At 36.9% G+C, this 12,675-nt stretch carries 9 protein-coding genes; 1 reads left to right on the top strand and 8 read right to left on the bottom strand.

Going from position 1 to position 12,675, the window contains the following annotated elements; all coding sequences use genetic code 11:
- The first annotated feature begins 76 nt into the window (after nt 1–76).
- A complete protein-coding gene (locus tag I6U50_RS15155) occupies nt 77–1,306 on the top strand; it encodes a hypothetical protein (RefSeq protein ID WP_232805962.1) in 1,230 nt (409 codons plus the stop codon).
- Between the two features lie 313 nt (nt 1,307–1,619).
- On the opposite strand, the gene I6U50_RS15150 is transcribed toward I6U50_RS15155, so the two are convergent.
- From I6U50_RS15150 to I6U50_RS15115, 8 genes are all read right to left on the bottom strand, one after another.
- Nucleotides 1,620–1,880, bottom strand: a complete 261-nt coding sequence (locus I6U50_RS15150) for a hypothetical protein (protein WP_198639469.1) — start codon at nt 1,878–1,880, stop codon at nt 1,620–1,622.
- Nucleotides 1,881–2,025: 145 nt separating this feature from the next.
- Nucleotides 2,026–3,033 (bottom strand): acyl-CoA dehydrogenase family protein, encoded by a 1,008-nt coding sequence (locus I6U50_RS15145; RefSeq protein WP_198639468.1) that lies wholly within the window; start codon nt 3,031–3,033, stop codon nt 2,026–2,028.
- Between the two features lie 66 nt (nt 3,034–3,099).
- Nucleotides 3,100–3,699 carry a nicotinamide riboside transporter PnuC gene (pnuC, locus tag I6U50_RS15140; RefSeq protein WP_198639467.1) on the bottom strand — a complete coding sequence of 200 codons (600 nt, stop codon included), beginning with the start codon at nt 3,697–3,699 and terminating at the stop codon, nt 3,100–3,102.
- Between the two features lie 394 nt (nt 3,700–4,093).
- Entirely contained in the window at nt 4,094–6,025 is a 1,932-nt protein-coding gene (locus I6U50_RS15135) for an OmpA family protein (protein ID WP_198639466.1), read from the bottom strand.
- Nucleotides 6,026–6,044: 19 nt separating this feature from the next.
- The gene (locus tag I6U50_RS15130; RefSeq protein WP_198639465.1) at nt 6,045–6,974 is read right to left on the bottom strand and encodes a PorP/SprF family type IX secretion system membrane protein; all 930 of its coding nucleotides are present in this window, start codon (nt 6,972–6,974) and stop codon (nt 6,045–6,047) included.
- Between the two features lie 110 nt (nt 6,975–7,084).
- Nucleotides 7,085–8,320: a gliding motility-associated C-terminal domain-containing protein gene (locus I6U50_RS15125; RefSeq protein ID WP_198639464.1), complete on the bottom strand. Its 1,236-nt coding sequence runs from the start codon at nt 8,318–8,320 to the stop codon at nt 7,085–7,087.
- A gap of 379 nt (nt 8,321–8,699) precedes the next feature.
- Nucleotides 8,700–11,297, bottom strand: a complete 2,598-nt coding sequence (locus tag I6U50_RS15120; protein ID WP_198639463.1) for a lectin-like domain-containing protein — start codon at nt 11,295–11,297, stop codon at nt 8,700–8,702.
- A gap of 88 nt (nt 11,298–11,385) precedes the next feature.
- Nucleotides 11,386–12,675: hypothetical protein (locus I6U50_RS15115; RefSeq protein WP_198639462.1), on the bottom strand; the 1,290-nt coding region annotated here is incomplete at its 5' end.

Here is a 12,675-nt window from a genome sequence, read left to right as displayed (position 1 = left end):
AACACAAAGCTTAAAGCTATCTTAATTTGAGTATTTAGGTAAGAATATTGGTTTCAAGAAGATAAACAGTTTTATCATGGCCCCAGAAACCAATTTGATACTTAACCTACTTCAAGCATTAATGCTAATCCCATTTTTGCATCTTTTAAATCAGGAAATTTTTAAAAAGCTAAACAGAAAGCACGAGTTTTTCTCTACAGGATTAATGAACAAGCTTTTCTTTTATCACTTAGTCTTTGCCGGAATTTACTATAGTTATGCCTTTTTTAATCCTTCAGATTCTAAAAGGTATTTTCGTGTGCCCGGCACAGAAGGCAAAACCTGGGGCGGCTTTCTGGATACCGGAACATCTTTTATAGATTTTCTATCCTATCCTTTTATAAATTTCTTCGGATTTAGCTATGAGATGATGATGCTACTATTTAGCTGGATTGGTTTTCTGGGCTTTGTTTACGCATACCTGTTTTTTAAAGAAAATATTTCTTTAAATATAAAATTGTTTAAAAGAATAGATTTTCTCACGCTTATTCTGTTTCTGCCCAACATGCATTTCTGGACAGCTTCTTTAGGTAAGGGAGCACCTATTTTTCTAGGTTTAATGTTATTTGCTTATGCACTTAAAGAACCAAGAACAAGATTCTTTAGTCTAAGTTTGGGGTCGCTATTGGTCTTTGCTATTAGGCCACATATGTTCCTATTATTAGCCGGAGCAGGAATGTTAAGTATTTTTTTAAATAAAAATCAAATCAGCTTAAAACAAAAAGCCATTTTTGTAGGAGCAATTACCGGTGTTTTACTGTTATTCCACAAACAAATTCTTGGGGTAATGAACCTTGGAAATTCTCAAAACTTAATCGCCGATTTTCTTTCTTTTACCGAAAATAGGGCAAAAGATTTAGACAATGCCACTTCGGGCGTACCCATGACCGAATATTCAATAGTAGAAAAATTCTTTACCTTCTGGTTTAGGCCCCTATTTTTTGATGCGCCGGGAATTCTTGGCATAATTGTATCAATAGAGAATTTAATCTATTTGATATTGTTTGGCAAACTATTTAAAAAGAGTTTCTTTGGGTTTCTAAAAACCGCTCCGGCAAACGTAAAATTGAGCTTAATCCTGTTTTTCACCAGCTCATTCGCCATGACCTTTGTAATGTCTAATTTAGGAATCATCCTAAGGCAAAAATCAATGATTATGTATTTCTTGTTCTTTGTAATCTATTATTTTATGGCTTACGAAAAAGATACTGTTTTTAGATTAAAGCAAGAAGTGACCGGGAGAAAAACCATAACCAAAGCAGCTTAGTGCTTCTATGGATTTGAGGGAAATTTAAGAACCTAAGATTATTAATTATTCTTTAAGTTCATTTTTTATAGCTACAATAGCTGTTCTTGTGATGCCGAATATACTGAAGTTGTTCTTTATTATTGCCAAACGACTCGAAGCTTTTATTGTTTAGGCACAGTATCATTTAAAGAAATAAATAGGTTAGCAGGCTTACCGCTGATAACAACAAAATTGGTAATCATCAACGATTTTCACAAGATTTAAGAAGTTCATTGAATTTCAAGGAGTTAAATTTCCTTGAAACTCTACTGAAAAATTAAAAATCCTGAGATTAAGAAGCCAACATTCTAAAAAGCTCCTCGTCTATTTTTGCATTTATATTTCTATGGTATTTATTGAGTAAATTGGCTATTAATTCTCCTATGGCATCCTGACGGTCTTCAGATTTACTCATAAACTGAATCTTTCCCCATCCGCGAATATCGCAAACCATCATTCCCTTGGCATCCCAAATAGTTTGATTTCTATTGTCATAATTAACCGGAAATTTCAAGGTATCTAACGCTAAATTGTTTTTTTCACTTAAATTCATGAGTATTTTTTTTACTATTATTTTAAGCAAAATTAATCGCAAACAAACTGGTATAGGTTAATTAAAAATTAAACCTTAGCACCTGATTTTTAAGTAAGTGTTAAGTTGAATTTCAAGCAAATTACCCCAGGACAAAACTCTGAGCTTACCTGGTAAAAATATGGTGTTGTGTGGCGGTAAAATAATCGCAAAACACCTGATTTAAAGGCTCGTTATTCCTACTTGCTTTAACTCCCAAATAGGGATATATTTCAATTATACTTTTTGACAGGTTTTTTACCGAATCTGACGCCGAAATATGTACTTCTTCCCTATATTTCTGATGAATCTCCACCTCACATCTAATATTAGACTCTATTGTTTTTGCAAACCCGGCAACTTTTGAATTAGATACAGAGAGTATATTGGCCAAAGACTCCAGGCTTTTATTCATTTTAATTTTATGTGCTTCAGCCAGGAAATGTTCTGCCATACCAATATAATTCACCCAAAGTGTTAGGTCGGCAAATACCGAAAAAGGAATTTTAAAAATATCCTGCGGCTGGTGAAACTCATTATAGATAAAACTGAACCGCTTAGAGACCAAAACATCCTCAACGATAAAGGAGTGAGTGCTTGAAGCTTTTAAACCCATACTATTCCAATCTTTCACGATGCTAACTTTTTCCCGGGGAATCACAAAAGAGAGAACTTTTGGTGAACCATCCTCATTCTTTACAGCTTTACCATGTTCGTGAATTTCGGCATTTAAAGTAAAATGGCTTAGGTACTCTGCACCGGTAGCATAACGCCAGGTACCAGATACTTTATACATATCCCCAATTTTTACAGCTTTGCCAAAAACACCTCCGCTACCTCCTAAAACAGGAGCTTTAGAACTTTGAAATATTTCGCTTGCCGCTTGCGGTTTTAGATTTCCAATAAAATAATTGGCACCACTACAAAGTGTAAGTGTCCAACCCAGGCTACCATCAATTCTTGCCAGTTCCTGAAGCCTGGAAAGTCCTTCAGAAAGCGAAAGTTCAAGTCCTCCGTAATTTTTGGGTACCCAAATGTTCCAAAGATTCTCTTTGGCCAGCCAGTTTAAAACTTTTTCCGGAAAAATGTCTTTCCCTAAACACAATTTGGTAAGCTCTTGGTGCGGTTGTATCATGAAACAAAAATTTAGAAAATTAAATTCATATTCTTTAAAATGGATTGCAAATTATAGGGTTGTTTATTATGCTGCTAATTGCGCCTGCTTCGTTTTAACAATTTTTCGCCATTTAAAATAGCCCGAAGTTCCTACAATAAACAAGAAAACTGTTAATGCTGCATACACATATAAGTCTTTATAAATAAGCAATGGGATAGAAATAATATTGCTAATATTCAGGAAAATCCAGTTCTCCATTTTTCTTTTGGCCATGAGCCACATGCCTGCCCAGGCAAATGCACTCACCCAGGCGTCCCAAAAAGGAACATCAGAATTGGTATAAAAACGCAGCCAATAACTCATTAAGCTAAAACAGCCTATAACAATTCCTATGGCTTTTACATATTCTAATTTACTGGCGTAAGAAATTGGGGTTTCCTCCTTTTGGCGGCCAAATTTCCAAAAAAACCAGCCATAGATACTCATCACCAAATAATAAAGGCTTAAAAGAATATCGGCATATAATTTTGACTGGTAAAGAACATAGAGGCCTATTAGGATAGAGGCAATTCCGAATAAATAATTATGGATAATGTTTTTTCTTGCCAACAGTACCTGCACCACTCCAAAAGTAGTCCCCAAAGCTTGCAACCAAACAATTTTTGTAAAGAAATCCTCTATCATGGTAATTTAATTTTACAATGAAATGAGGTGGTGAGATAACTAAAATTGCAGAAATACAATATCAGCATTGAAAAATCCCTTCGCTGGCATTATCCAGATCAGGTTCAGAGTATAATACATCTGGGACAAAGCCCAAAGAAACATTTTAGAAAATGAATCTTGATTCGAGAAAAAAATTAATCTCAAATGTCGAGTAAAACTCCCTGGGTATCATCTCAGCCTGCCTTAAAGCAAGCACCCCATTTCAGGCACAAAGCTATAGCTTATTTATGAAGATTTAGTAGTATTTGTGGTTAAATAAATATAGAATTTCGTCAGAGTTTATACAGACAATAAATAGCTTATTAAATAGCCTTCCAAGCTTCTTAATTTATACACCCGGAAGTCTAACTTCCTATTCGAGTATAATAAATTCCGATCGGCGGTTTTCCTGATGTTTTTCTTTACTACAGTTCACTCCGTTTTTACATTCATTTAAAAGCCTCTCTTCTCCATATCCTTTTGCCTTTAACCTATTTGCATCAATATTGTTTTCAATAAGATATTCCATGGTAGACTTCGCCCTTCTCTCAGACAGCTTTTTATTATAGGCATCAGACCCCCTACTATCAGTATGCGATCTAATCTCAATTTTTAACTTTGGATACTTTTGCATAACGGCAAGAAGCTTCTCAAGTTCTACACGGGCATCTTTTCTTATATTCCATTTATCAAAATCGAATAAAATATGCTTAATATTTAGCACCTTGCTAATATCGGTTCCCGGAACTAATGCCAGGCTGTTACGCTTCAACTGAAAATCGATTTTTTGGGATTCTCTTTTTGCTTCACTTGTATACTCCCTGGCATCAAAGTTTTCCTTTTCGGCACGAAGCCTATAAGAATTAAAATAATTAGTTACCACACTATAATTCCCTTCACTATCGGTTTCTACCAATTTATAGACACTATCATCATCTTTATATAGGGTGATGGTAGCATGGGGAATAGGCTTCATTGTTCCTTCTTCCTTTACCTGCCCTGTAATAGTAGCTTTATAAAAATTTACTATTTCTGAGTTTTCCTTAAGAAAATAGATATCAGCATAAGCAAAATCTCCATTATTTGTACGATTGGAACTAAAAAAACCGTTTTTGGTTTGGGTATCAACACCAAACGAAAAGTCATCGGCATAAGAATTAATTGGTTCCCCAACATTCAATAAATCTCCAAAGCCAGGGTTTTCTATCTTAATATAGAAAACGTCCAATCCTCCCAATCCGAAATGCCCGTCAGATGAAAAATATAACTCGTTGTTTTTAGACACAAAAGGAAAAGTCTCTTTACCTTCTGTATTAATTTTTGCACCTAAATTCTCGGGCTCTCCCAACTCACCTGTTTTTAGGATTGCCACCCTATATAAATCTGAATTGCCAAAACCTCCGGGACGATTAGATGAGAAATAAAGGTATTTTTCCTCACTATCCAGTGCCGGATGCGCCGTAGAAAAGGCATCACTATTTATAGCCAAATCTTCGGGCTCCTGCCATTTACCATCCTTTTTTCTTGTTCTATAAATCTTTAAATATTTACTCTCCGATTTATTTTTGGCATCTGCATTGTTTTTTGTGAAGTACATGGTTTCGCCATCTTTACTTATCACTGCAGAAGATTCATGGAATTTCCCGGAAATACCTCTTTTTAATTTTTTGGGCTTATTTAATACCGAATCTTTGTTAATCGCTACCGAGTAAAGATTAAGAAAGCTAAGTCCGTCCCAGGCACTTTTTCTCTTTACAAAAACCCCGGTATCCCTGGTAGAGGCATAGATTAAATCTCCATCCTGATAGAAATGCCCAAACTCAATTCCACCAGAATTAATTTTGTTTAATTTTTTGATACGATACCTATCAGAATTCTTATCTATTAATTCTAAATAATCTTCAGCACTAAGTTCGACGCTAGAAGACTGTGCCCCGCCATTTTTACTTTTAAACAAATTATAATAATGCTTCGCTTTCTCATCATTCCCGGTTGCTTTTAAAGCCTGGGCATACCGCCTTAGATAGGATGTTTCCTGATCTTCTTCAAAATCAAACAACCTTTCATACCAGCTAACGGCATCATCGTAAGCTGCATTGAAATAATAAGAGTCCCCCAGTCTTTGAAAAAGTTCTTCAGACTCAAACCCCTTTTCAGCAACCTCCAAATAAATGTCGCGGGCATTAATATATTCATATTCATTAAAAGCTTCATTAGCCTTATCCAGTTTCGCCTCCTGGGCCATTACCGTGGAAGTTGAACACAAAAAGAAAAATATATACAGGTATTGAAAATTCTTAATCATAAAGTGGGCTATTAACTAATTAAAAGAATCTTGGGTTAACACTATTACGCACGCGTGTTCCTAATTCAAATCTTAGAAAGATCTCATGAGAGCCGGAGTTATACCGTTGTAAAGGCGTAGTGTCATAATCGTAAGCATAACCAATCATAATATTATCTGAAACATTAAATCCGGCAAGAGCACCTATAGCAGCATCCCAGCGGTAGGAAGCTCCCAGGCTAAAACGATTATAAAGTTGGAAATTGGCTGAAACATCTACGGCCAAAGGCGCCCCTGAAACCGCTTTAACCAAAAAAGCAGGTTTTAATTTTAAATCCTGATTTAAGTTAAAAACATAGCCTCCAATGGCATAAAAATGTAATTTCTCTGTAGCTGTTGAAACAGCGATTTCATCATAATGTTCGGTTTCAAGCATATTTGGGGTTGAAACTCCAAAATACCACTTCTTTGAGTGTAGGTAAAAACCAATTCCTACTACCGGAGAAGTAAGGTTTCTATTTATAAGGTTCACGTCGTTTGGATTTTCGATATCCAATTTGTTAACATCAAGGCTAAACATATTGATACCTGCTTTTAAGCCGAAAGAAAGTTTTGTTTCCGGATTAAAAACGGGAATTGAATAAGAGAAATCGGCGGTTAGAATATCTTCCGAAGAAGGCCCAATACGATCACTAATAAAACTTAGCCCTACCCCTACTCGTTTAATTCCAATTGGTGAATTAACAGAAAAGTTAAGAGTTTCTGGAGCTCCTTCAAGCCCTACCCATTGGTTACGGTACATCCCAAATGTACTCAACATACCCCTGCTACCGGCATAACCCGGATTAATACTAACCGTATTATACATATACTGGCTATATTGAGAATCTTGCTGGGCATTTACCTCCTGGAGGCAAACAACAATACTACACAGTAAGAAAAAAAGTGCTCTTTTAATATTTATTCCCATTCTATTTTTTTTACTCGATAATTGAGGTTTAATTGTTTCGAAGCCTGCCTCGAAACCACAAATAATTTCCTGGCCAATCTCCCGGAAACTTCTCCCGGGATATCCATTAATTAGTTAGCATTTAGGTATAAATAACCTGCCTTTTTAAAGGTGTCTATTTCTTGGTTCCCTACTGAATAATCAAATTTGAGTATGTAGAAATAAGTACCTGAAGGCAATTGTTCATTTCCATTAACATTAAGTCTTCCGCGGGAATAGCCATCAAACAAATCTCCCTGTTCCCCATAATTATCGGTTTCAAAAACCTTCACACCCCATCTGTTATAAACTTCTACTGTAATATTCTCTGTACATGTATTAGAAGCTCCAGAGGTTATAGAGAAATAATCGTTAACTCCATCGCCATTTGGAGTAACTGCATTATAAACTGCAATTTGACACGGAATTACACTTACTTCATTGATTCTTGCCAGGGTAAAAACGCCAAATTTATCTACCATGGTAGAAACAGTTTGATTGGCATTATTAACTATTCCTCCTTCATCTACCCATCTATTCTCCATTTCATCCCATCTTACAATATGAATTGCTTCTTCCCGGGGTGTGGCCAGAATCTCTGAAGGTGTGGTTTCATCGTTCCACGAAAGACTGATGAATGTTTCTTCTGAATCGCCAATATTCTCTATAGTCCAATACTCGTTCTTATTAATTATTTCCACGAATTCTGAACGTAAATCGTGTGGATATAAAGCATTGCTATTCTCCAGGTAGTATTTAGCTTCTACAATACTGTTGGTATTTTCCATTTCGGCTGTACCTGCAAATCGGTAAAAGCCTTCATCCCCAATTGGAAACTTAAAATCTTCGGTTCCATAATGAATTACATGACCATCTACATGACTGGCATTAGAGGTATTGGTATGGCCTGCAGTTTCGCCAAAAGTGAAGCTTCCACCGTAATTATCATTATCTACAATACCCTGAAAAAAATTGGACTCCCCGGCTATGTGTATATCGCCAGATAATTGGAAGGGAGCAGCCTCACTGTTATTCTCAAAAATGGCATTGTAAAAATAACTTGCTTCCCCTCCAGAAATTTGCTGTGGATTATTCCCGGTAAACCGGGTCTTACCGGTTTCACCATAAAAATCTACAACACCATCATTGTTAAAATGACTGTAGATAAATGATTCGCCATCGTTATAAAACTCAGCAGATTCTAAGTTGTTAAAACGCTCTACTGTTGAAAACTCAGTACCCTCACTTACGTAGAGTGTTCCTTTGTTGCTTGTTTGAGCAATAACCGCCAAAGGAAAGACAAGTATTATAAGTATTAATAAGCGCATAGTTTAAGGTAGATTAATATTAAAAATATGCCCGCCATTGATACCAGGCACATTAGATATTCAAATTCTTTATTTTTTGCTATTCTATTTTTCATTGTTTGAAAAAACATTCAGCATCCAAAAGCTCCGGTCCCCATTAGCTTCATTCTAAGTCCAGACGGGTTGATCTCTACATTTATATTCATAAGTTATAGAGAACAGGAGCAATAGATATATCTATGTTGTTTTTTTATTACTACGGGCAGCATATAGCCTATGTATATAAAATCGGCTATTCCAGATATTAAAAATGTGGTATCTCTTACATTACTCAAGAGAGAGATATTCTTCCAATATTCGTAAAAACCCTTAGCCATACATATGTGCTTTAGAATATTCATTAGTTTCTTGCTTTTGAAGGCAACATAGGATTGGTGATTATTAAACAGGGTGTCTTATTTTTCCCACTACCGTAGCCTGTCATGGTTGTAGCTCCTACTACGTTTTGTGTTCCAACAATAGTATTTGTACCTGTGGAGTTCCATGGTATATTATTAAATTCGTTATCATTGATTAAAACCAAAGGAAACAACGGACCTCCCGAAACTTTACTTGCATAGAGGGCTACCGAGCCAGTAGGACCTATAACCACCCGTATAAGAGGGGCTGATGCACTTCCTGTCATTTGCCATATATCTCCTTCTGTGTCCGTTTCAAATTCATCACCATCGGCAAAACGAACGTTGATTCCGGATGTATTTAAAGATTGAAATTCAAGTTCTTTCACAGCCAATTTGGTGCCGTTAATCTCCAGGTTAAATGAATTGTCCAGTGTATAAATATCAAACTGGAAACCGTAATTGGTAGCTGGTTGATTAAAAGTTACCGATTCTCCATCTGATAAGCTAAAACTCTCCCCTTCAACATCTTCCAGGCACCATCCCGTATCACATCCGCCCATACTTTCGGGAAGAGAAGCATCTTTAACCAGGACCAATATTTCGATTAATTCACTTTCACAACCCCCTTCGCTCTGACTTAAATAATAGGTATTGTAACCCGGTGTAGAGGTATCAGGAATTATCGGTGAACCTCCTTCGTTCAGATACCAGGTAAGAGTATATCCGGGATCAGTAATATTACTTGTTAGAATAGTTTCCCCCTGACAAACTTCAATATAACCGGCTTCCGGCACGTTAGGAGCATTAGGCTGTGAGGCTATATTTATTGAAGAACTATTGTTCCCAAGGTTTTCCGGAGGCTCTATATTACTCCCTGAACCATTAAATTCTACTTGTGCTGTATTGGTATAACCGGAAGAAACCCCATCTATGGTAAACATAATTGGCGGTGCAGACCTTCCTGAGCCTAAAGTACCAGTGCCATTTAAAGTAAATGTATGAATATTACCATTACTACTATGCGTCCAACCGGTACTGTTATTGGTAAGTGTTGCACCTGCCGGTATTTCATCAGTCACTACCACATCATTGGTACTGCTATAGTTCAAATCTTCCGTTCCTAAGTTAGAAACCCTTATAATAAAATCATTACCATTGGTAGCATCCAAACACTGCTGATCGGCATCTTTTTTTATGGTTAAATCCACACCCTCTGCTATAACAGGGGTGTTTACAGTAGAAGTATTATTAGCCAAATCGGGATCGGTAACTTCATTATTACCAATATTGACCGTGTTTTGTAGTAAATTCCCAGTGGGAATTTCGTTCAAAATAGCTTTTACCGTAATAGTTCCGGTGCTGTTTGCCGGTAAACCTACGGTTCCGTTAAAATTCCCGGAAGTTATAGGTGCTCCAGAAGTAGGTGTAGGTAAATTGGCATTGGTGAAACCACTATGACTAATATCTGTAATATTAAGCATCCCGTTGGGAATAGGATTTCCTTCTCCATCAGTAAGTTGGTCTTCTATATTAATAGTTGAAATTGCTGCCGGGGTATCATTGGTAACCTCTATTATATAGGTAATTTCATTTTCATTACCCGAACCGGCAACAGAACGCAACACATTCTTATCTGCCAATTTATTCACCCTCAAATTCCCTGGGGTTGTAACCAAAAGGTTTCGAATTTCGTGATAGTTGAACCCACCGCCTGTAGAAGCTGCGAAGCCCAATTTTAATAACTCTGGTGGAATATCTGAAGTAGTATAATTAATCAATTCTGTAAAAACATCTCCTTGAGTTGTTGCCCAGCGTACGGTAATGTTATAAGTACTATTTCCAGTAGGAGTTATTTGAACTTGAATTCGACGATAAAAGTTGGCATAGCTTGGCCGAGAGCCTACCGTAGTATTATAGTCAACTACATCATCTTGAGCATTTCCTTGCTCATTAAGAGCATCGACAATATTGCCATTACCTAAAATTGTTACTCCATCTAAATATTTATTAGTGTTAGGATCATCTGGATTCGCAGAAGTAGTTGGCCCTCTAAGTGCTACAGAATTGGGACTCAGCTGTGATGACCCTCCGTTTTTTCCTTCAGAATTTCTTACATAGTTTCCATAAGCATCAAAACCAATGCCCACATAACCTCCAGTAAGACCAGGAGTTCTAGGGTTGGTAGCAGTATTGTTTGCATATCCCAAAGAACTTCCATAGGCACCTAAAGCAAAATTTCCAGGGCCGTAATTGGCGTCGAATAAAAAGACACTAAACCCATCTGCTCCATTATAGGTATTATCATCCTGGTCTCGCCACATTGTAAATTCAAAATCCACCAACACACCCAAAGTTGACGGAAAGGATTTATTGACATAGGCATAACCTTTTTGGCTCTCCGAAGCTTCCGTTAAACGCAACCAACCAGCATTTACAGGGTCAGACACACCTGATGTTAGATAAGCTTCATCACCCAGGATGACATCGGGAGAACCACTGCCCTTAAAGTCATCTGTAATGGTAAACTGTGCTGAAACCTTAAAAGTGGCGAGCAAAAAAACAATACCAGTAATTAGTATATGTATTATGTTTTTCAAATTGTTAATTTTAAAATTTGACTTTAAATTTCTGGTTTCAAACAAACCTACAAGACTTTTAAAACCTTGTAGGTTCTATCTTGTACTACTATTTAACCACAAATACAATGTTCATAAAGGATGCTGCACTGTTTGTAGAGCTTATAATATCATAAGTTAGTACACCATTGCCATCTACACTTACATTTGCAAACACAGTAGTATCGTAATAAGTAATATGATATTCCAACTCGTTAGCCGGTAAAGTTGGGATTGCTGCTGAAGCACCTGCACTGCTAACCATTGGCGAGCCAAATTGATTCACATATTCCTGGTGTAGATTACGTGTAAAGCTTGTACCTTGAGTCGAAGTATCAAAAACTACACTTGGCATATAGAAAAACTTTGGCATTGCAGACTTCACTTGCCTTAAAGTACCATCAGCTTCTGCAACTACCAATTGATCGTTAGCAGTACCCGGTTGCAAGCCTGCTACTGCCAATGTGTTTGTTGCATCGGTCGTAATGCTTGTAGGCTCAATTAGAGCTCCTCCTAATTTAATATCTAAGGCAGATTTCGTCAATCCATTTTTGGCTTCCAGGATTTCACCCACTCCAGATTTATCTATCCAGGTTACATTTCCTGTAGCATCGGTAGCCATTATTTGATCATTACCTACGCCTTGTATTTTATTTGTAGTAACCGCTCCATCGGCTAGTTTAGCTGTAGAAATCCCAGCATCTGCTACTTGTATTCCGGCATCTGCCAACAATTTCGAAAGTCCGTCTGTCCCGCTTATAAACTCCAGACCTCCATCAAGACTTAAATCTCCTTCACTGGTATTTACTGTGGCCAACAACTCCTCAATTGCAGTCTGAACATTTGTTGCTGTCAATATATTGGTCGTATTATCGAAGGAAACTGCACTTGCATTGGTATCGATAGTTGTAATAGTATTCCCAGAAGCATCAGTAAAAGTATAAACTCCATCGGTTACACTTACCGAAGTAGTATTGGCATCAATAATTACCTCCGTACCATCTACGGTGGTGTGGGTATAAGTACCGTTGCCATTAGCAACTAAAACATCGGTAGTATTATCCAGGTTAGACTGAATTTCATCTAAAGCATCCTGTACATTAGTAGAGGTTAAACCTGAATTGGTATTGTCATAACCAGAAGCACTTGCATTGGTATCGATAGTTGTAATAGTATTCCCAGAAGCATCAGTAAAAGTATACACCCCATCGGTTACACTTACCGAAGTAGTATTGGCATCAATAATTACCGCTGTACCGTCTACTGCGGTGTGGGTATAAGTGCCGTTATTGTTATCAACTAATACATCAGACTCGTTTCCAATAATGCTTAAAATTTCATCATAGATCGCTCCCTGGTT

It is taken from the genome of Salegentibacter maritimus (assembly GCF_016236975.1).
In the GTDB taxonomy this organism is placed as follows: Bacteria; Bacteroidota; Bacteroidia; order Flavobacteriales; family Flavobacteriaceae; genus Salegentibacter; species Salegentibacter maritimus.
This window is presented reverse-complemented; position numbering and strand designations above follow the sequence as displayed.